15 protein-coding genes and 1 tRNA gene are annotated in these 19406 nt (G+C 75.3%); 10 read left to right on the plus strand and 6 right to left on the minus strand.

Annotated features, from left to right (window positions below; all coding sequences use genetic code 11):
* Positions 1-268: 268 nt before the first annotated feature.
* A complete protein-coding gene (locus tag FHX73_RS20340) occupies positions 269-949 on the plus strand; it encodes a Tellurium resistance (RefSeq protein ID WP_145908412.1) in 681 nt (226 codons plus the stop codon).
* A 31-nt stretch (positions 950-980) separates the two neighbouring features.
* Here FHX73_RS20340 and FHX73_RS20345 read toward each other — a convergent pair whose 3' ends face one another.
* Complete coding sequence (locus tag FHX73_RS20345) at positions 981-1964, minus strand: TerD family protein (RefSeq protein WP_145906353.1); 984 nt, start codon at positions 1962-1964, stop codon at positions 981-983.
* Positions 1965-2298: 334 nt separating this feature from the next.
* Between FHX73_RS20345 and FHX73_RS20350 the strand changes: the two genes are divergently transcribed.
* From FHX73_RS20350 to FHX73_RS20360, 3 genes are read left to right on the plus strand one after another with little or no spacing between them, the layout of a single operon-like run.
* On the plus strand, positions 2299-3390 hold the full coding sequence (locus FHX73_RS20350) for an HpcH/HpaI aldolase/citrate lyase family protein (RefSeq protein ID WP_145906354.1): 1092 nt from the start codon (positions 2299-2301) through the stop codon (positions 3388-3390).
* A complete protein-coding gene (locus FHX73_RS20355; RefSeq protein ID WP_145906355.1) occupies positions 3383-5743 on the plus strand; it encodes a phosphoribosyltransferase in 2361 nt (786 codons plus the stop codon). The genes FHX73_RS20350 and FHX73_RS20355 overlap by 8 nt, the downstream gene beginning before the upstream one ends.
* A 5-nt stretch (positions 5744-5748) precedes the next feature.
* A complete protein-coding gene (locus FHX73_RS20360) occupies positions 5749-6549 on the plus strand; it encodes an HAD family hydrolase (protein ID WP_145908413.1) in 801 nt (266 codons plus the stop codon).
* 60 nt (positions 6550-6609) lie between these two features.
* Here FHX73_RS20360 and FHX73_RS20365 read toward each other — a convergent pair whose 3' ends face one another.
* Positions 6610-6831: an FmdB family zinc ribbon protein gene (locus FHX73_RS20365; protein WP_145906356.1), complete on the minus strand. Its 222-nt coding sequence runs from the start codon at positions 6829-6831 to the stop codon at positions 6610-6612.
* Positions 6832-6860: 29 nt separating this feature from the next.
* Positions 6861-8213: a hypothetical protein gene (locus FHX73_RS20370; protein ID WP_145906357.1), complete on the minus strand. Its 1353-nt coding sequence runs from the start codon at positions 8211-8213 to the stop codon at positions 6861-6863.
* Between the two features lie 163 nt (positions 8214-8376).
* Here FHX73_RS20370 and FHX73_RS20375 point away from each other — a divergent pair.
* Positions 8377-8448 (plus strand) — tRNA-Val (locus FHX73_RS20375).
* 155 nt (positions 8449-8603) lie between these two features.
* Positions 8604-9338 (plus strand): polyprenol monophosphomannose synthase, encoded by a 735-nt coding sequence (locus tag FHX73_RS20380; RefSeq protein WP_145906358.1) that lies wholly within the window; start codon positions 8604-8606, stop codon positions 9336-9338.
* 19 nt (positions 9339-9357) lie between these two features.
* On the opposite strand, the gene FHX73_RS20385 is transcribed toward FHX73_RS20380, so the two are convergent.
* Positions 9358-10065, minus strand: coding sequence for a DUF899 family protein (locus FHX73_RS20385; protein ID WP_145906359.1), 708 nt, complete (start codon positions 10063-10065; stop codon positions 9358-9360).
* 88 nt (positions 10066-10153) lie between these two features.
* Positions 10154-11197, minus strand: a complete 1044-nt coding sequence (locus FHX73_RS47250) for a GntR family transcriptional regulator (protein WP_145906360.1) — start codon at positions 11195-11197, stop codon at positions 10154-10156.
* Positions 11198-11347: 150 nt separating this feature from the next.
* Between FHX73_RS47250 and FHX73_RS20395 the strand changes: the two genes are divergently transcribed.
* Positions 11348-12895 carry an MFS transporter gene (locus FHX73_RS20395; RefSeq protein WP_145906361.1) on the plus strand — a complete coding sequence of 516 codons (1548 nt, stop codon included), beginning with the start codon at positions 11348-11350 and terminating at the stop codon, positions 12893-12895.
* Between the two features lie 67 nt (positions 12896-12962).
* Here the strand turns inward: FHX73_RS20395 and FHX73_RS20400 are convergent, their stop codons facing one another.
* A complete protein-coding gene (locus tag FHX73_RS20400) occupies positions 12963-15809 on the minus strand; it encodes a penicillin acylase family protein (protein ID WP_145906362.1) in 2847 nt (948 codons plus the stop codon).
* Between the two features lie 254 nt (positions 15810-16063).
* Here FHX73_RS20400 and FHX73_RS20405 point away from each other — a divergent pair, with 254 nt between their 5' ends.
* The 3 genes from FHX73_RS20405 to FHX73_RS20415 are packed head-to-tail and all read left to right on the plus strand — an operon-like array spanning position 16064 to position 19364.
* Complete coding sequence (locus FHX73_RS20405; protein ID WP_145906363.1) at positions 16064-17338, plus strand: glycosyltransferase family 4 protein; 1275 nt, start codon at positions 16064-16066, stop codon at positions 17336-17338.
* Complete coding sequence (locus FHX73_RS20410; RefSeq protein WP_145906364.1) at positions 17335-18486, plus strand: glycosyltransferase; 1152 nt, start codon at positions 17335-17337, stop codon at positions 18484-18486. Before FHX73_RS20405 ends, FHX73_RS20410 begins: the two co-directional genes overlap by 4 nt.
* Positions 18483-19364, plus strand: coding sequence for an SGNH/GDSL hydrolase family protein (locus tag FHX73_RS20415; RefSeq protein ID WP_145906365.1), 882 nt, complete (start codon positions 18483-18485; stop codon positions 19362-19364). The genes FHX73_RS20410 and FHX73_RS20415 overlap by 4 nt, the downstream gene beginning before the upstream one ends.
* Positions 19365-19406 lie beyond the last annotated feature (42 nt).

A 19406-nucleotide genomic window follows, 5' to 3' on the forward strand; every position in this document is an offset into this window, starting at 1 on the left:
GATATCGCGTCCGAAGGGGGGCCATGGTACGGGAGTGCGGTTGTGCTCACCATCCGCTGGACGGGTGTTGCTCCGGTGCTCCGACGGTGCGGTGACGAACCGTCGGATCCGACGGTGGCTCAGAGCCACCGCTGGGTAGGGGATCCAGGGCACAATGGTGCGTCAGGCGGGCGTCACGGCAGGTGACGGCCGGTCGAGGGCTGGGGGCGGGACAGTGGCAAACGCGGTCTGGGAGTTCCTGCGCGGGGAGCGGCACCTGCCCGAGGTGATGATGAGTCAGGGCGGCAAGGTCACCCTGACCAAGTCCAGCCCCGCGCACGCGATCACCACCGAGGGGCCGATGACCGGCAACCTCTACGTCAACCTGCACTGGTCGGCCCGGCTGGACCAGGGCTCGCAGGGTCAGCTGCGCCGCAAGCTGCTGCAGCCCCGGCTGCTGCGGCAGTCCGACGGCGGGGGCGGCGGGCTGGAGGGCGCGCCGCAGAACGTGGACCTCGACCTCGCCTGCATGTACGAACTGACCGACGGCACCCGGGGCGTGGTGCAGCCGCTCGGCAAGTTCTTCGGCGACCTCAGCCACCCGCCGTACATCAAGCTGAGCGGCGACGACAAGTACGGTGCGCCGTCCGGCGAGACGATGTTCATCAACCTGGAGAAGAAGGAGCAGTTCAAGCGACTGCTGATCTTCGTCTACATCTACGACGGCACGCCGGCCTTCGCCAGCACCCACGCGGTGATACAGATCATCCCGCCCACCGGGCCGCGCCTGGAGGTCACCCTGGACCGCCGGGAGGCGGCCGCCCGGTCCTGCGCTGTGCTGCTGATCGAGAACGAGGGCGGGGTGCTGATGGCCCGTCGGGAGGTCCGCTACGTGCACGGGTTCCAGGCGGACCTGGACCGGCTCTACGGCTTCGGCATGCAGTGGGAGCGCGGCTACAAGGAGGACTAGCGCCCGGCTCCCGGCGCTCGCCGACGGTGGGTCAGCGCGGCTGGAACTGCGGGCCCTGCGGGGGCAGGGTGAAGTTCGGGTCCAGCGGGGGAGCCGGCGGCATCGGCGGCACGGGGGGCTGCTGGGCGGCCGGGTAGCCGTAGCCGCCGTACTGCGGGGACGGCGCCTGCGGGGGCGGGGTGTGCTGCGGCTGCATGGTCTGAGGGTAGCCGTAGCCCGCCGGGGCCTGGGGTGCGGGCGGGTAGCCGTAGCCGGGCTGGGTCTGCTGCGGCGGGTAGCCGTAACTCCCGGTCGGCGGTGCGGCCGGCGGGGGCGGGGTGGTCGCGGCCACCGCCGGGGCGGGGGTCGGCGGGGTGTGCGGCGGGACGCTCGGGGGCGGCGGTACGGACACGGGGGCGGCGGGCTCCTCGGCGGCGGGCGGCGGGGTCTGCGGGGTCTGCTGCGGGGCCGGTTCGGCCGGCGCCTGCTCGTCGTCCACCGTGATGCCGAAGTCGGTGGCCAGGCCGCCCAGGCCCGAGGCGTACCCCTGGCCCACCGCGCGGAACTTCCAGCCGCCGTCGCGCCGGTAGAGCTCGGCGCAGACCAGCGCGGAGACCGGATCCGCCTCGTGCACCGGGAACTCGGCCAGCGGCGCGCCGCCGGCCGGCGTGCCGGCGTCGTAGAGCAGCACCCGCAGGCCGGTGACCCCGCGGAAGGTGCCCGGCTCGGCCGAGCCCGCCAGCACCACCCGGTCGATCCCGGCCGGCAGCTTGGCCAGGTCCACCTCGATCGTGTCGGCGATCTCCTCGGTGCCCGGCACCCGGTGCTTGGGCAGGTGGCGGACCACGCCCGAAGGGTGCCGGGGCTGGTTGTAGAAGACGAAGTCGGCGTCCGAGCGGACCTTGCCGCCCGCGCCGAGCAGCAGTGCGGAGGCGTCCACGTCCGGTGCGCCCGCCACCGCGTTCCAGCGCAGCACGGCGCGGACCGCTGCCGCGGCCAGCGAGATGTTGGCGCCCTTCGCCATCACGTGCGTCATACCGGCAATCCTGCCTGCTGGCCCGCCCGCCGGACAACGCGGGTGCGGGGGTGTGTCCGCGGCCGGAATTGACCGAAAGATTGCTCGCTTTCGCAACTGATGGATTGTCGGATTCCTGGACGGGCCGCCGGTGGGGGCCGGAGAAGTTCAGCGAATTCCGGGTCGGCGGGTATCCGAATTGCTCCGGGCGGGCCGTACGATGGGCGGCCGGTACCGGGCCCAGCTGCGAGAACGTGCCCGGCGGCCGGTGTCCGGGGCGGCCCCCGGAATACCCGGCCCCATTGCCGGGGAACCCTTCCGGGCGGGCCCGTGAAACTCACTGGGGGAGAGTGTTTTGCGCCATTTCGGCCAGCTCGACGCCGCGGTCCGCCGCCGGCTCTTCCACCGCGAGCCGGAGCCGGTGGACCCCCGCGGCGACCCCGCGGCGCTGGCCGCCGCGCTCGGCGGCACCCTCTACTGCCCCGCCGACCGGGCGGGCCTTGCCGCCGACGTGCGCCGGCAGGCGGCCCGCGGTGCGGTCTCCATGGTGCTCTGCCTGGAGGACGCGGTGGCCGACGCCGAACTGCCCGCGGCAGAGGACAACCTGGTCGCCCAGCTCACCGCGCTGGCCCGGGAGGCGGCGGCGGAGCAGCTCCCGCTGCTCTTCGTCCGGGTCCGCACCCCCGAACAGATCGGCGAGCTCACCCGGCGGCTCGGGCCGGCCGCCGAGCTGCTCAGCGGCTACGTGCTGCCCAAGTTCACCGAGGCGGTCGGGGCCCGCTACCTGGAGCAGCTGGCCGAGGCGGCCGAGCTGACCGGGCGGCGGCTCTACGGCATGCCGGTGCTGGAGTCGCCCGAGCTGGCCCACCTGGAGCGGCGCCGGACCGAACTGCTGGCCGTGGCCGAGCTGCTGGCCAAGCACCGGGAGCGGGTGCTCGCGGTGCGGCTCGGGGTGACCGACCTGTGCGCCGGCTACGGCCTGCGCCGCCCGCCCGGGCTGACCGCCTACGACCTGGCGGTGGTGGCCGCGGTGATCGGCGACGTGGTCAACGTGCTGGGCCGGGCCGACGGCACCGGGTTCACCGTGACCGGCCCGGTCTGGGAGTACTTCCCGCTGCAGCGCTGGGGCCCGGAGTTGGCCGGGCTCCGCCGTGAGCTCGAACTCGACCTGGCGAACGGCCTGTTGGGCAAGACCTGCGTGCACCCCAGTCAACTGCCGGTGGTGCACGCCCGCTTGGTGGTCAGTCACGAGGAGTACAGCGACGCGCGGGTGATCCTGCGCAGGGAGGCGGGCGGGGTGCTGGCGTCCAGCTACCGCAACAAGATGAACGAGGCCCGCCCGCACCGGGTCTGGGCCGAGCGGACGCTGCGGCGGGCCGCCGCCTTCGGGGTGGCCCGGGCGGGCGTCGGCTTCGACGAGCTGCTCCCGGCGGTGTGCGGTGGCTGAGCCGGTCTGGGACGGGGAGTGGGTGACCGGGCGGCTCGGGGTGCGGCTCGGGCCGCCCGAACTGCGCGAGCTGCTCGGGCTGGCACTGCGGGCCGGCAACGGGCGGCGGGCCCAGCTGCTGGTCTCCCGGGTGCTGGGCAAGCACCTGCCGCAGGACCCGCGGGTGGTGCACCGGGCCGGTCGGCAGCTCGGGGAGCGGGTCCGGGAGGCGCTCGGGGACGGCGCGGCGCCCGCCCTGGTGCTCGGGTTCGCGGAGACCGCGACCGGGCTCGGGCAGTGCGTGGCCGACGAGTTGGGGGCGCCCAGCCTGCACTCGACCCGGCGCGCGGTGCCCGGGATCCGGCCGGCCGCCGGCTTCGAGGAGGAGCACTCGCACGCCACCTCGCACCTGCTGCTCCCGCGCGACCCCGAACTGCTCACGGCAGACGGCGCGTTGGTCCTGGTCGACGACGAACTCTCCACCGGGCGAACGGCGCTGAACACCATCCGGGCGCTGCACCGGCACCGGCCGCGCGAACGGTACGTGATCGCCGCCCTGGTGGACCTGCGCGGGCCCGCCGACCGGGCCCAGCTGGCCCGGTGCGCCGCCGAGCTGGGCGCCGAGGTGCAGGTGGTTTCGCTGGCCGGCGGCGAACTCCGGCTGCCGGACGACGTGGTGGAGCGCGCGGTCGAGGCGACCCGGGCGCTCTGGCCGGTCCGGCCGGCGGCGGCCGGAGCCGGCGGCCCGGCCCGGCCCGGCGAACTGGTCCGGCTGGACCTGGACTGGCCGGTGGGCGTGCCGGAGACGGCGCGGCACGGGTGCACCGCCGAGCAGGTCCGCCGGCTCGACGCCGCGCTGCCCGCCCTGGGCGAGCGGCTGGCGGCCGCCGTGGGACAAGGCCGGCGGCGGGTGCTGGTGCTCGGCAGCGAGGAGCTGATGTACGCGCCGCTGCGCCTGGCCGGTGCGCTCGCCGAGGCGCTGCCCACCGCCGCGGTGCGGTTCTCCAGCACCACCCGCTCGCCGGTGCTCGCGGTGGACGACGACGGGTACGCGATCCGCACCGCGCTGCGCTTCACCGCCCCCGAGGGCGGGCCCGGGGAGCGGTACGCCTACAACGTGGCGCCCGGGCGGCGGCCCGAACTGCGCTTCGACGCCGTGGTGCTGGTGGTGGACGCGGTCGCCGACGGGCCCGCCCTGCACGGCCCGGACGGCGCGCCGGCCCGGCTGCGCGAGGTCTCCGACCGGGTGGTGCTCGCCGTGCTGCCCAGCGAGGGTGCGCTGCCCCGGCCGCTGGGCGGGCCCGGCTTCTCCTCCTACCGGGCCGAGGAGGTGCGCTGGCTGCTCACCGACCTCAGCGGGGTGGCGCTGGAGGCACCGACCGCCGAGCGGGAGGCGGCCGTGCAGACCGGGCGGGCGCACTACGCCGAGTCGCTGCCCGTCGAGTACCAGCCCGGCCCCGCCTACCGGGAGCTCTTCCAGCAGGCGCTGGCCGCCGGGGCGCACCGGCTGGCGCTGGCCGTCGGCGTGGTCGCCGAGACGCTGCTGCGCGAGCGCGGGCCGGGGCTGGTGCTGGCCTCGCTGGCCCGGGCCGGCACGCCCGTCGGCCTGCTGGTCCGCCGCTGGCTGGCCGAGCAGCACGGGTTGGACGTGCCGCACTACGCGGTCTCCATCGTCCGCGGGCGGGGCATCGACCGCACCGCGCTGCGCTACCTGGCGCACCACCACCGGCCGGAGCGGGTCGCCTTCGTGGACGGCTGGACCGGCAAGGGGGCGATCACCCGGGAGCTGGCCGCCGCACTGGCCGGCACGCCGTTCGACCCCGCGCTGGCGGTGCTGGCCGACCCCGGCCGCTGCGTGCGCACCTTCGGCACCCGGGAGGACTTCCTGATCCCCTCGGCCTGCCTCAATTCGACCGTCTCCGGCCTGGTCTCGCGCACCGTGCTGCGGCCCGGCCTGATCGGGCCGCACGACTTCCACGGCGCCAAGTGCTACGCCGAGCTGGCCCCGCACGACGTCTCCGCGCTGTTCGCCGACACGGTGTCGGAGCACTTCCCGACGGTGCGTCAGGAGGCGCGGGCCCGGTCGGCGGCGCTGACGGACCGTGAGCGGGAGCCGGACTGGGCCGGCTGGGCGGCCGTGGAGCGGATCCGGGCCGAGTACGGGCTGGCCGACGTCAACCTGGTCAAGCCCGGGGTCGGCGAGACCACCCGGGTGCTGCTGCGCCGGGTGCCCTGGCGGGTGCTGGTCGACCCGGCGGCCGGCCTCGACCTGGAGCACGTGCGGCTGCTGGCCAAGGAGCGGGACGTGCCGGTGGAGCCGGTGCCCGGGCTGCCGTACTCCTGTGTCGGGCTGATCCGCCCGCTGGGGGCGTGAGCGGGATGGACTGGCTGGTGGCGAGCGACCTGGACCGGACGCTGATCTACTCCGTCGCCTCCTGGGGCCGGGCCGGCGTCCCGGTGCGGGTGGTGGAGCGGGGCGAGGACGGCGCGCCGATGTCCTGCCTGACCGAGCGGGCGGCCGAGTTGCTGCTGGAGCTCGGCCGGCGGGTGCCGGTGGTGCCGGTGACCACCCGGACCGTGGCGCAGTACCGGCGGGTCGCGCTGCCCGGCTGCTCGCGCTGGGCGGTCTGCGCCAACGGCGGCCGGCTGCTGGTGGACGGGGAGCCGGACCGGGAGTGGGAGCGGGCGGTGACCGCCCGGCTGGCCGCCGGCGGGGCGCCGCTGGCGGAGGTGACGGATTGGCTGGCCGCGCGGGCCGACCCGGCCTGGACGCTGAAGCGGCGCACCGCCGACGACCTGTTCGCCTACCTGGTGGTGGACCGGGCGGCGCTGCCCGCGCAGTGGCTGGCCGAGCTCACCGCGTGGTGCGGCGAGCGGGGTTGGCGGGTCTCGCAGCAGGGGCGCAAGGTCTACGCCGTGCCGGCGGCGCTGACCAAGGGCGCGGGCCTGGCGGAGCTGCGGCAACGGCTGGGCGGCGGGCACCGGGTGCTCGCGGCGGGGGACTCGCTGCTGGACGAGGACCTGCTGCGGGCCGCCGACGCCGCCTGGTACCCGGCGCACGGCGAGCTGGCGGACCGGCCGCCGGTGGACGCGCCGCACGTGCTGGGGCTGCCGCAGACCGGGGCGCGGGCGGCGGAGGCGATCCTCGCGGCGATGCTGGACCGGGTGGGGCGGGGCTGAGCGGCGGGCGCGCGAGCGCCCGCCGGGTGCTCGGCGGCGAGGCGACCGGGTGACGGTCTGTCAGCCGCAGCAGCCGCCACCGCAGCAGCCACCGCCACCGCCGCCGGCCGGCTGGGGCGCGGACGAGCCCGGGCCCGAGGAGCCCAGCGCGACGGTGGAGAGCAGCTTGGCGGTGTCGGTGTGGCCCTCGGGGCAGACCGCCGGGTCGTTGGCCTGCGCCATGGTGCGGCGCAGCTCGAAGGTGGCCCCGCAGGAGCGGCAGCGGAAGTCGTAACGTGGCATGCCCGCAGCGTACCCGCGGGTCGGCGCCGTCACCGCGCCTGCGCGCGGATCATCTCCACCACCTCCGCGGCCGAGCGGCGCGCCGCGTCCAGTTCGCCGAGGTAGTGCCAGTAGTCGGGGTGGCGGCCGGCCGAGCCGAGCGCGGCCTGGGCCCGGTCCAGGCGCAGCACCGCTGCGTCCAGCGGGTCGGCGTGGCGCGGATCCGGGGTGCTGCGGCCGGCCATCGCCAGCCGCTGGGCGTCGCGCACCGCGAACCGGGCCCGCTCCAGCTCGGCGCTCGGGTCGCGGGCCACCTCGGTGAGCCGGCGCAGCCGGTCGGCCACCGCCTGCGCCGAGCCGTCGGCCGTCTCCAGCAGCGCGCGGACGGCGCCCAGCGTGGCGGTGGCGTCGGCCCAGCGCTGCTCCGCGCGGGCCCGGGCGGCCTCGTCGAGCCGGGCCTCGGCGGTGCGCGCCGCCTCGGCCAGCTGCTGCGGCACCCGCTGGAGGTCCTGCCAGCACTCGGCGGTGAAGCCGCGCCGCAGTTCGCTCAGGGCCGGCTCGACGTTCGCCGTCCTGGTCCGCAGTGCCTGCACCCGGGTGCGCAGGCTGGCGAGCCGCCGGTCGACCTCGCCGGCCCGCTCCGGCAGCCGGGCGGCCTCCGCGGCGATCTCCCCGGCCTGCCGCTCCACCTGCTCGGCCCGCCGCAGGGTCTGGTCGACGCCGTGCCGGGCGGCGCCCTCGTTGAGCTTGGTCAGCTCCGGCCCGAGCGCGGCCAGCCGGGCGGCCGGTTCCTGCGCCGTCAGGCCCGCGGCGCGGGTCGCGTCCAGTGCCGCGGTGGCCGCCAGCAGGGCGCGCCGGGCCCGCTCGACGGCCGGGGCGACCCGCACCAGTCGCCCCTCCGCGTGCTGGACCAGCGGCTGCAGCCGGGCCAGGTAGGAGGTCAGCTCGGCCTGCTGGGAGGTGAGTTCGCGGTGCGCCTGGTCCAGCCGGCGCCTTGCCTCGGCGGCGGCGCCCGGGGGCAGCTCGGCGGCCTCCAGGTCGACCGCGTCCAGCGCGGCGAAGTAGGCCAGGTTGACCTGGTTGATCCGGCCGGTCAGGTCCTGGAACTCGGCCAGCGCCTGGCGCACCGCCGCCGCCTCCTCGGCGGCCCGCACCGTCTCCACCGCCAGCTCGACCTCGCGCTGCGCCGAGTCCAGGTCGTAGAAGGCCTGCTGGGCGGCGTCCCGGGCCGCCAGCGCCTCCGCCCGATCGGCCTGCCCGCCGCGCCGCCACCAGGAGCCGCGCCCGGCCCCGCCGGTAACCGATCCGGCCACCGCCGCGAGCACCCCGGCCACGGCCAGTGGCGCCAGCACCAGCTCGGCCGCCAGCCGGGCCCCGTACCCGTGCCTGCTACCCGCCCTCACCCAGCACTCCCTGCTCCGCCGCCGACACCGGACCCCTCATTCTCGCCGATCGGCCGCCCCGGACCCAGTCACGCCCCCACTCCGTGCGCGACGCCCGAGGCCGGACCAGGTACTCTTGCCTTTCGCCGCACGACCCCGGTCACCCGGGCGCGCCGTGCGACGGGGGTGCGTAGCTCAGTGGTAGAGCGCCGCTCTTACAAAGCGGATGTCGGCGGTTCGAAACCGTCCGCGCCCACCGATGAACAGCCGGCCCGGTGGCCCGGCCCGGAGAACCCGGGCCGGGCCACCGTTGTTCCGGGCCGAAATGGGCGTCAAGTCGCCCTCGGGCAGTTCGAGTTGAATCGCGGTGTATGGTCTGACGATCGTTGACGCAGGGGAACGGAGCGCACGTTGACCGGCAAGACAGTCGTGGTCATCCCGACCTACAACGAGGTCGAGAACCTGCCGCGGATCGTCGAGGAGATCCTCGGACTCGGGGTGGCCGGACTCGGCGTCCTGGTGGTGGACGACGGGAGCCCGGACGGCACCGGCGAGGTGGCCGACAAGCTCGCGGCGACCAACCCGGGCGTCGTCTCGGTGCTGCACCGGACCAAGAAGGAGGGCCTCGGCCGGGCCTACCAGGCGGGCATCGAGCGGGCCTTCGCGGACGGCGCGGACCGGATCGTGCAGATGGACGCCGACTTCTCGCACCCGGCGAGCGCGCTGCCGGCGATGATCGACCGGGCGCTGGCCGGCGCCGGCCTGGTGATCGGCTCCCGCTACACCGCCGGCGGTTCGCTGGACGACGCCTGGGGCACCCACCGGCGGTTGCTCTCCAAGTGGGCCAACTTCTACGTGCGCAGCATCCTGCGGGTGCCGGCGGCGGACATCACCGCGGGCTTCAACCTGTGGACCAGGGAAGCGGTCGACGCGGTCGGCTTCGAGGACATCGAGTCCAACGGCTACTCGTTCCAGGTCGAGATGAAGTACCTGGCGGCGCGGGGCGGCGTGCGGATCGCCGAGGTGCCGATCCGGTTCGGCCAGCGCGAGGCCGGCGAGTCGAAGATGTCGCTGAGCACCCAGCTGGAGTCGGCCTGGATGCCGTGGCGGCTGCTCTGGAAGCTGCGCGGCGGCAAGCGGCGCTGAGCGCACGGGCCCGTGGGGCTCAGTAGTCCAGCCCCGGGTACCACTCGCCGCGCCCGCGCGGGGTGAGGTCCAGCAGGTGCCAGACCGGCGACAGCAGGTCGATGCCGCGCTCGGGCAGGTCCGCGTCCAGCCGCGGGTGGACCGAGTACCGGTGCCGCACGGTGCCGTCCGGGTCGCGGGTGAAGACCGAGACGGTGGAGTCCTGGTGGCCCGCCCGGTCCTCGCTGCCCAGGTCGTACTTGAAGGTGTTGCCGCCGCAGCTGAGCAGCCGCAGCCGGTCCCAGCCGCGCCGCCGGGCGTGCGCGCGCAGCGGCTCCGGGTCGGCCGCGGCGACCACCGCGAAGTCGGCGTTGCGCAGCACGTGGTGGGCGATCCCGTTGAAGCCGTCCAGCCACATGGTGCACATCGGGCACGGGTCGACCTGCTGCTTGCCGTACATGAACTGGTAGACCAGCAGCGGTCGGTCGGGGCCGGTGAAGAGCGAGGAGAGCCGCACCGGCTGCACCGGCAGGTCGCCCTGGTCGAGGAAGGCCGGGCCCTCCAGGAAGGTGTAGTCGGTCACGGCCGGCCCGGGCGGCAGCGCCCGGCGCAGCTCGGCCACGCCCTCCCGACGGCGCATCAGGTCGATCTCGGCGAGCTGGACCGCGTCGCGCGCCGCGCGGTACTCGGGGGTCTCGCCGGGCAGCCGGGTCTCGTGCGGGTGGAACGGGGAGGGCGTGATCGGCATGTGGCCAGCGTCGGCCGGGCCGGTGGCCCGGGCAACCGGTGCGCGGCCGTTGGGGGGAGCTGACGGTGGGTCAGGCGCTATGGGCAGCTCAGCTGCCGGCCCGTTCGATGAACAGCGCCAGCCCGTCGAGGGTGCGCTCCAGCGCGAAGGCGAAGAGCCGGTCCAGGTCGTAGTCGAAGCCGTTCTCGTCCAACTGGCTGAGCACCGCGGCGAAGGCGGGGTACTCGCCGCTCGCGAAGGTCTCGTCCAGCCGGCCCTCCTGGGCGGCCATCCACTCCTCGTCGGTGAGCTGGTCGCCGCGCCGGTCGGTGGCCTGCATGTCCAGGTTGACCGCCATGCCGCGGACGAAGGCGAACATCAGGATGTGCACGTAGAGCTTGCTGCCCGGGTCCAGCGGGCAGTCGTCCAGCGCGGCGACCACCCACTCGCCGTGCCGCAGCGCGTTGGGCAGCGGGGTCGGGCGGGTCAGTGAGATGGTGCCGCTGAGCCACGGGTGGCGGCGGAAGATCTCCCACTGGCGCAGCGCCAGCGCCTCCAGCCGGGGGCGCCAGCCGGTCAGGCCGGCGTCGGGCATCGGGTAGTCGCCGAGCACCTGATCGGCCATCAGGTCGAGCAGGTCCTCGCGGTTGGCCATGTGCCGGTAGAGCGCCATCGGGGCGCTGCCCAGCTCGGTGGCGAGCCGGCGCATGGTGACGGCGGCCAGGCCCTCGGCGTCGGCGACGGTGATGGCGGCCCGGACGATCCGCTGCCGGGACAGGCCGGGGCCGCCGTCCCGGGCCGGGCGCGGCTCGCCGCCGGCTACGGCGGATCCGGTCGCGGTGGGTCCGGTCGGGATGGGTCCGGGGGTGGCGGGTCCGGCGGCGGTGGGTCCGGCGGCGGTGGGTCCGGCGGCGCCGGGGCCGGGGGCGGCGCCGGCCACCACCGTGCCGGAGCCGGGCTGGGAGCGCACCAGGCCCTCCTGGCGCAGCGCGGCCAGGGCCTTGGTGGCGGTGGCCATCGCCACCCCGTACTCCTTGGTCAGCTGCCGGGTGGAGGGCACCTTGTCGCCCGGGCGCAGCGCGCCGTCGGTGATCCGCTGCCGCAGCTCGGCGGCGATGGTCAGGTAGGGCGGCAGCTCCTGGTGCGTCGTCATGCGGGCAAGTGTACTAGTGCGACCGTGTCGGATGGTCGCCAATTCGCCGTTGCACTGCCTAGTGCACTGTGCGTACTCTGTACACAGAAGCGAGCGTACGACGTACGCGTCACTGGTGCACCGGCTGGTGCCCGTCCTTGGGGGGACCTGATGACCCGACACACCGCCGCCCGCCGGCCCTGGCTGGCGCTGGGCGTGCTGATGCTCCCGCTGCTGCTGGTCTCGATGGACGTCTCGGTGCTCTACTTCGCCGTCCCGTTCATCAGCCAGGACCTGCACCCGAGCAGCACCCAGCAGCTCTGGATCTTCGACATGTACGGCTTCGTGCTGGCCGGCCTGCTGCTCACCATGGGGGCGCTCGGCGACCGGATCGGCCGCCGCCGGCTGCTGCTGCTCGGCGCGCTCGGCTTCGGCGCCGCCTCCACCCTGGCCGCCTACTCGACCAGCGCGGCCACCCTGATCGCGGCCCGGGCGGTGCTCGGCGTGGCCGGCGCCACCCTGATGCCCAGCACCCTGGGCATGATCCGCAACCTGTTCACCGACGAGAAGGAGCGGGGCAAGGCGATCGCCGTCTGGACCGCGGTGACCAGCGGCGGGATCGCGGTTGGGCCGGTGCTCAGCGGGCTGCTGCTGGAGCACTTCTGGTGGGGCTCGGTCTTCCTGATCAACCTGCCCGCGATGGTGCTGCTGCTCGTCCTCGGCCCGCTGCTGCTGCCGGAGACCCCGCGGATCCGCGGCGGTCGGTTCGACCTGCTCAGCGCGCTGCTCTCGCTGGCCACCGTGCTGCCGCTGATCTACGGGATCAAGGAGCTGGCCCGCAACGGTCTCGCGCCGCTGTCCGGCGCCGCGATCGCCGTCGGCCTGCTGGTCGGCCTGGTCTTCGTCCGCCGCCAGCTGACCCACCCGGACGCGCTGATCGACCTCGCGCTGGTTCGCAGCCGCGGCTTCGGCGTCTCGATCGGGCTGAACATGCTGGGCATGTTCGGGCTGGTCGGGATGGCCATCTTCCTCACCCAGTACCTCCAACTGGTGCGCGGCATGAGCCCGTTGACCGCCGCACTGTGGAGCGTACTGCCGAGCCTGGCGGTCGGTGCGATGGCCGCGCCGGCGGCGGTGCTGGGCCGGCGGTTCGGCAAGGCGCCGGTGATCGCCGGCGGGCTCGCGCTGATGGCGGCCGGGTTCGGGCTGCTCACGGCGACCGGGGCGCACGGTGCGCTCTGGCAGCTGCTGCTCGCGGCGAGCATCTACGCCGGTGGTGGCGTCGCGCTGATGTCGCAGGTCAGCGAGGTGGTGATGGCCGCCGCGCCGACCGAGCGAGCGGGCACCGCCTCGGCCCTGCTGGAGTCCGGCACCGAGCTGGGCGGCGCGCTCGGCATGGCGGTGCTGGGCAGCGTGGGCACCGCGCTCTACCGCTCGAAGATCGGCTCGGGCCCGGCCGGCGTGCCGGACGCCCTGCGGGGTGCGGTGCGCGACTCGCTCGGCGGCACCGAGGGCGTGCTCGCCCAGCTGCCCGCCGCCGTCCGCGGCCCGGTGCTGGCGGCGGCCCGGGAGGCCTTCTGCGGCGGGATGCAGGGGGCGGCGCTGGTCAGCGCGGTGCTGATGGCGCTCGGCGCGCTGGCGGCGCTGGCGGCCCGCCGGTCGCTCGCGGTGCGGGCGCCGGCCGCCGAGGAGAGCGCCCGGGAGGCCGTCACGGCCTGACGGTGCGTCAGATGGTGGTGAGGGGTGGCCGTCCGGCGGACGGCCACCCCCGTTTCGTGCCGGTGCGTCAGCGGTGGCTCGGGAACTCCACCACCTGCTGGTAGGTCGGGCGGTTCTGCCAGGTCGAGTTGGCGTCGGTCACCCCGCCCAGCGGGCGCTGGATGATCGAGTCGGCGCACCACTGGTCGCCGGCCGAGCAGCTGCTGTCACCCGGGTAGACCTGGGCGGCGGTCTCGGCGGCGGCCTGCTGCAGCGTGGTCAGCAGCACCGTGCGGCAGGCCGTGAGCGAGCCGCCGCCGCAGAACTGCTGGGCCAGCGGGCCGGCCACCGGCTGGCCGAGCACCGAGCGCAGGTCCTTGTCCAGGTAGCTCCACCAGCCGTACTGGAAGGACGAACCCTTGTGCGGGATCGACTCGTTGGCGCTGGTCGAGCCGCTGGTCGCACCGGTCTGGCCGCCCGAGGGGGATTCGTTGATCTGCAGCGCGCCGGTCAGCGCGGTGTACGCCTGGTCGCCCAGGCCCGGGTGCATGATGCCGTCGGCCAGCAGCGGCCACCAGGCGTCCATCAGCTGGATCGCCGTCGCGTCGGTGTAGACGTGGCTGCCCGCCGAGGTCTCGGTGCGCTTGGACCCGGCCGCCTGCCAGGCCGTCAACTGCTGCACCTCGGAGGCGAGCTGGGGGTCGGTCACCGGGGCCGTGCCGATCACCTTGAGCAGGTCGGGCAGCACGTCCTCGCCGCGCAGGTCGGTCACCGCGGCGTCCTCCATCGCCTGGGTCAGCTCGGCCCGGGTCACCCCGCCCTCGGCGACCAGCGCCTTCACCCGGGAGTCCAGCAGGTTGGCGCGGTACACCGAGCCGTTGCCGTAGGTGGCCGAACCGTAGTCCGCCGCCTGCTTGTTGTTCCAGGAGACGTAGTAGTCCTGGTCCACCGACTGCGGGTGCTGGGCCGGCGGGGTGTACTGGGCGGTGTTGGTGGTCGGGTCGAAGCCCTGCCACTCGTAGGCGGGTTGGGCCCAGGTCGGGAGGTTCGGGTCGACGTCGGCCGGGCGCACCGGGTTGTCACCGGAGTTGTAGTAGGCGGTGTGCTGGGAGTCGGCGTAGAACCAGTTGAAGGTGTAGTTGATGTTCTGCGCCGCCTGCTGGAAACCGGCCGGACCCTGTACCACCGAGGGGTCGTTGAGCATCTGGAACCCGATGATCGAGTCCACCTCGTGGTCGTAGCTGGAGCGCAGCTCGGTGAAGGCCACCGGTTGCCCGCCGACCGTGCCGCGGGCGGTGACCAGGCCGTAGTCGGAGCGGTACATCACCAGCGAGTAGGAGCCGGCCGGGGTGGAGTCGGCGGTGGTCGGCGACCAGGCGTCGGTCTGCACCAGCTTGTCGAAGGGCGTGCAGACGCCGTGGTAGAGGTAGGACTGGGCGGCCAGGGTCACCGGCGAGCCGTCGGTGGTGCACAGCGGCACCGCGTAGGTGTCGGTGATGTCCTGCCCGGCCGAGGTCGCGCTCCACGCGTAGTCCTGGCCGCGGCCCAGCTCCACGTAGAAGCTCAGCCCCGCGAAGGCCGCGCCGCGCGCGCTGATGCCCGGGCCCTGCAGCTCCTCCAGCATCAGCAGCTGCGGGGCGAAGTAGCCGGTCTGCGGGCCGAAGACGGCCACCGGGTGGCCGCTCGCGGTGTACTTGCCGGAGACCACCAGGGCGTTGGACATGCCGTGCTTGGCGGTCAGCAGGTTGCCGGGCAGCACCCCGGGCGCCGCGGTGGCGGCGGTCGAGGCGGCCGAGCCGGTCGCGTCGTAGACCAGCTGCTCGGGCACCACCGAGCCGGGGTCGGGCAGCGCGGTGCCCTGCGGGTCGGCCGGCGGCACCGCGTACGGGAAGGACTGGCCGTCGTGCAGGGTGGTGACCGCCTCCGGGTCGTTCACCTCGCGCAGCGAGTTCCACACCTGGTCGCCCAGGGCCGGCCCGTAGCGGGCGTCGGCGGCCTCCTTCACCTCGGCGGAGGCGAGTTGGCCGCCGCCGCCGGAGCCGAACAGCGCGCCGATCACCGAGGCCAGCGCGACCAGGTCGGTGAGCTTGAACGGCTGGATCGACCCGGCGTTGGTGATCGCGTTCACCTGCCCGGTCAGGTCGTACTCGCCGGGGAAGTAACGGCCGTTGTAGGACTGGGTGATGTACTGGTTGATGCCGTCCACGTACGCCTGGGCGTCGGCCAGCGCCTGCTGGCCGCGCGGGCCGGAGGCGGCCACCGAGCCGATCTGCGCCTGGAGTTCGTCCTCGGTGTACGGCGCGGCCTGCCAGAAGCTCTGCTCCAGCTGCCGGTTGGCCGCCGCGCCGCCCGCGAAGCCGGAGAGCTCGCCGCGGCCGACGTGCCGGAACAGGTCCATCACCCAGAGCCGGTCCTGGGCGGCCGCGTAGCCGGCGCCGAACTCGGTGCCGTAGCGGGTGGTTCCGGTGATGTGCGGCACCCCGGTGGCCTTGTCGCGGACGATGGTGACGTCCGGGCGGGGGCTGGTGGTGCTGGCCACCTGGTCGGCGGGGACGCCGAACGAGGCGTCGTTGAAGAAGCTGTCGAGCTGGTCGTCGGTCAGGCCCGGGTAGCCGGAGGCGAGCGCGGCGTACGGGCCGAGCTGGTCGTCGGTGTGCGCGGGGCGGGTGCCGAAGACCTTGTTGGCGAGGATGTCGGCGAGGGTCGCGTTGCCGTTCTCGCCGGGCGGCAGGATGTCGTTGCACTGGCCCGCGCAGTAGTCGTTGTTCGCGGGGGCGGTGTTCGCGCGGGCGGCGGCCGGGGTGGCGTCGGCGATCGTGGTGCCGGCGATCGTGGTGCCGGCGATCGCGGCGCCGGGCATGGCGGCTAAGACGGCGGCGACGACGGCGCCGACGGCCGCGGTCCTGAGCGGTCGTCGGGTCCTTCGGCGGGGCATGCGTGGGGGCACGTTCGGGCTCCTCGCTCTGCAGGGTGGGGGTGCAGCATCGGGAAGGTCGAAGGTAAGGCGGTTACTGGCCGGTTGGCTAGCGGTTGTGCGCGGTTTTGTCATGATTCTTTGACATGTCTTGATCGGCTCTGCGGCCCCGCCGGTCGGTCTGAAGTAAGGGAGAGGTAAAGCGCTGGCTCCAGTTCGCCTGTTCGACAGATCCCTTTGGCCCAGCGCACGTCCAGCCCGGCAACAACGTTGGCATGCGAGTCGCCATCGTCACCGAGTCCTTTCCGCCGGAAGTCAACGGCGTCGCCCACAGCGTGCTCCGCACCGCCGAGCACCTGGTCTGGCGAGGCCACCAGCCCCTGGTCATCACCCCCGCCCCGGCCCGCGGCTCCAGCAGCCCGGAACAGACCTTCGGTCCGCAGACCCCCGAGATCCCGGTGGTCCGGATCCCGTCCATCCCGCTCCCCGGCTACGCCCAGGTCCGGGTCGCGCTGCCCAGCGCCAAGCTGGGCGCGGCCATCGCCGAGCACCGGGCCGAACTGGTCCACCTGGCCAGTCCGTTCATCCTCGGCGCCCGCGGCATGGCCGAGGCCCGCCGGCTCGGCCTGCCCGCCGTCGCCGTCTACCAGACCGACCTGGCCGGTTACGCCCAGGCCTACCGGGTCGGCGGCGGCCTCGGCGCCGGCGCCGCCTGGCACCGGCTGCGCACCATCCACCGGGCCGCCACCCGCACCCTCGCACCGTCCACCCCGGCCGCCCAGGACCTCACCGCGCACGGCATCCCCCGGGTGCACCTGTGGCCGCGCGGGGTCGACTCGCTGCGCTTCCACCCCCGCCACCGCGACCAGGCGCTGCACCGGGCACTGGCGCCCGGCGGCGAGGTACTGGTCGGCTACGTCGGCCGGCTCGCGCCCGAGAAGCGGGTCGACCTACTGGCCGGGGTGGCCGCGCTGCCGGGCGTGCGGCTGGTGGTGATCGGCGACGGGCCGAGCGCCGCCGCACTGCGCGAACTGCTCCCCGGCGCCGTCTTCCTCGGCCGCCGCACCGGGGACGAACTCGCCCGCTGCTACGCCACCTTGGACCTGTTCGTGCACACTGGCCCGCTGGAGACCTTCTGCCAGACCATCCAGGAGGCGATGGCCAGCGGGGTCCCGGTGGTCGGACCGGCGGCCGGCGGGCCGCTCGACCTGGTCGGCCACCGGCGCACCGGCCTGCTGGTCGCACCCCGGGACCAACGGGCCGTCACCGAGGCGGTCGAGGAGCTGGCCGCCGACCCGGCGCGGCGGGCCGCCTACGGCCGGGCCGGCCGGGCCGACGTCACCGCGCGCACCTGGGAGGCGGTCGGGGACCTGCTGCTGCGGCACTACGCGGAGGCGGTGGCGGAGCACCACGGGACGGCGGTGCGGTACCCGGAGGTGGAGGCGGTCGAGCGGGCGGCCGAGGCGCAGGCGGCGGCCGGGGCGGCCTCGCCCGGGGGCGCTCCGGTGCCGGTCGTCGCGCCCACCCCGGCCGAGGAGCAGCCGGTATGAGCCGGCCGCTGCGCATCGTCCGGCTGGCCAACTTCGTCACCCCGGTCTCCGGCGGCCTGCGCACCGCCCTGCGCCACCTCGGCGCCGGCTACCTGGCCGCCGGCCACGAACCGGTGCTGGTCGTCCCCGGTCCCGATCACCGGGACGAACTGACCGAGCAGGGCCGGGTGGTGACCCTGCCCGGCCCGGTGCTGCCGGCCAGCGGCGGCTACCGGCTGCTCACCGACCGGCAGGCCGTCGCCCGGCTGCTGGCCGAGCTCGCCCCCGACCGGCTGGAGGTCTCCGACCGCACCACGCTGCGCTGGACCGGCGCCTGGGCCCGCGCGCACGGCGTGCCCGCCGCGATGGTCTCGCACGAGAGCGCCACCGGCCTGCTGCGCACCCGGGGCCTGCCGGAGCGGCTCGCCCGCCCGCTCGCCGACCGGCTCAACTCCCGCACCGCGCGGGCCTACGACACCGTCATCTGCACCACCGCCTGGGCGGCCGAGGAGTTCCACCGGCTCGGCGCGGGCAACCTGGTGCAGGCGCCGCTCGGCGTCGACCTGTCCGAGCTGCACCCCTGGCGGCACGACCAGGCCGTCCGGGACCGGTACGCGCAGCCCGGTCAGGTGCTGCTGGTGCTCTGCTCCCGGCTCTCCGCCGAGAAGCGGCCCGGGCGGGCCCTGGAGGCGCTGGCCGAGCTGCGCCGGGGCGGCCTCGACGCCGCCCTGGTGGTGGCCGGCACCGGCCCGCTGCGCGAGCGGCTCACCGCTCGCGCGGGGCGGGCCGGGCTGCCGGTCCGGTTCCTCGGCCACGTCGCCGAACGCACCGAGCTGAGCGCCCTGTTGGCCTCCGCCGACGCGGTGCTCGCCCCCGGCCCGATCGAGACCTTCGGCCTGGCCGCGCTGGAGGCGCTCGCCTGCGGCACGCCGGTGGCGGTCAGCCGCTCCTCCGCGCTGCCCGGGATCGTCGGCCCGGCGGGCGCGGTCGCGGACGACAGCGGAGCCGGATTCGCCGCAGCGGTCCGGGAGTTGCTGGCCCGGCCGGAGCGCGAGCGGCGCCTCGCCGCGCGCGACCGGGCCGAGCGCTACACCTGGGAAGCGGCCACCGCCGCCTTCCTCGCAGTGCACGAGGGCACCACCTTGCACAGCCTCGGGAGTACGACATGACCGCCCCCACCATCGCCCACCCGGCCCCCGCCGCCCCCCACGACACCATCCGCTTCGCCGCCCTCGGCGACTCCGTCACCGAAGGGGTCGGCGCCCCGGCCGGCCCCGGCTGGTGCGGCTGGCCGGCCCTGCTGGCCCCCGCACTGGCCACCGCGCCCGAGCTCGTGGAACACCGCAACCTGGCCGTCAGCGGCGCCCTCAGCGCCGACCTGACGGACCGTCAACTCCCGGCCGCGCTCGCCCTGCGGCCGCACGTCGCGGCCGTGGTGGCCGGCGGCAACGACACCCTGCGGGCCAACTTCGACATCGCCCGCACCGCCGCCGCCCTGGACACCACACTGCGTCAACTCGGCGCCGCCGGCTCGGTGCTGCTGACCGCCTGCCTGCCCGACCCGGGCCGGCTGCTCGGCCTGCCCGGTCCACTGGCCCGCCCGCTGGCCCGCCGGATGGCGGCCGTCAACACCGTGGTGCACGAGCTCTCCGACCGCCACGAGGCGATCCACCTGCACCTGGCCGACCTGCCCTGGCTGGACCACCGCCCCCTGCTCAGCGCCGACCGCCTGCACCCCAGCCCGGCCGGCCACCTGCTGATCGCCCGCGAGTTCCACACCTGCCTGGCCACCGCCGGCCACCCGGTCGGCCCCCCGCCCGCCGCCGTCCTCGTCCCGCCCGCCCCCAGCCGTGCCGCCGACCTCTGGTGGTTGGCCACCCGCGGCACCGCCTGGGTCGCCCGCCGCAGCATCGACCTGCTCCCCGGCCTGCTGGCCCTCGCGGCCACCGAGACGCTGCACCACCTGCGCGGCCGCAGCGCCGCCCTGGACGCCGAGGCCCAGGCCGGCGCCCGGGCGGCGTTGGCGGGGTTGGCGCAGACCGGCTGAAGCGGGGCCAGTTGAGGCAGGGTCATCCGAGCTGGAGCCGTC

The sequence above is a fragment of the Kitasatospora viridis genome (assembly GCF_007829815.1).
Lineage (GTDB): Bacteria > Actinomycetota > Actinomycetes > Streptomycetales > Streptomycetaceae > Kitasatospora > Kitasatospora viridis.

Bases quoted from the DNA above. Each gene is read 5' to 3' on its own strand.
- FHX73_RS20365 (WP_145906356.1), bottom strand. From the start codon at position 6,831: ATGCCACGTTACGACTTCCGCTGCCGCTCCTGCGGGGCCACCTTCGAG.
- FHX73_RS20415 (WP_145906365.1), top strand. From the start codon at position 18,483: ATGACCGCCCCCACCATCGCCCACCCGGCCCCCGCCGCCCCCCACGAC.
- FHX73_RS20405 (WP_145906363.1), top strand. From the start codon at position 16,064: ATGCGAGTCGCCATCGTCACCGAGTCCTTTCCGCCGGAAGTCAACGGC.
- FHX73_RS20395 (WP_145906361.1), top strand. From the start codon at position 11,348: ATGACCCGACACACCGCCGCCCGCCGGCCCTGGCTGGCGCTGGGCGTG.
- FHX73_RS47250 (WP_145906360.1), bottom strand. From the start codon at position 11,197: ATGACGACGCACCAGGAGCTGCCGCCCTACCTGACCATCGCCGCCGAG.
- FHX73_RS20400 (WP_145906362.1), bottom strand. From the start codon at position 15,809: ATGCCCCGCCGAAGGACCCGACGACCGCTCAGGACCGCGGCCGTCGGC.
- FHX73_RS20340 (WP_145908412.1), top strand. From the start codon at position 269: ATGATGAGTCAGGGCGGCAAGGTCACCCTGACCAAGTCCAGCCCCGCG.
- FHX73_RS20385 (WP_145906359.1), bottom strand. From the start codon at position 10,065: ATGCCGATCACGCCCTCCCCGTTCCACCCGCACGAGACCCGGCTGCCC.
- FHX73_RS20410 (WP_145906364.1), top strand. From the start codon at position 17,335: ATGAGCCGGCCGCTGCGCATCGTCCGGCTGGCCAACTTCGTCACCCCG.
- FHX73_RS20360 (WP_145908413.1), top strand. From the start codon at position 5,749: ATGGACTGGCTGGTGGCGAGCGACCTGGACCGGACGCTGATCTACTCC.
- FHX73_RS20345 (WP_145906353.1), bottom strand. From the start codon at position 1,964: ATGACGCACGTGATGGCGAAGGGCGCCAACATCTCGCTGGCCGCGGCA.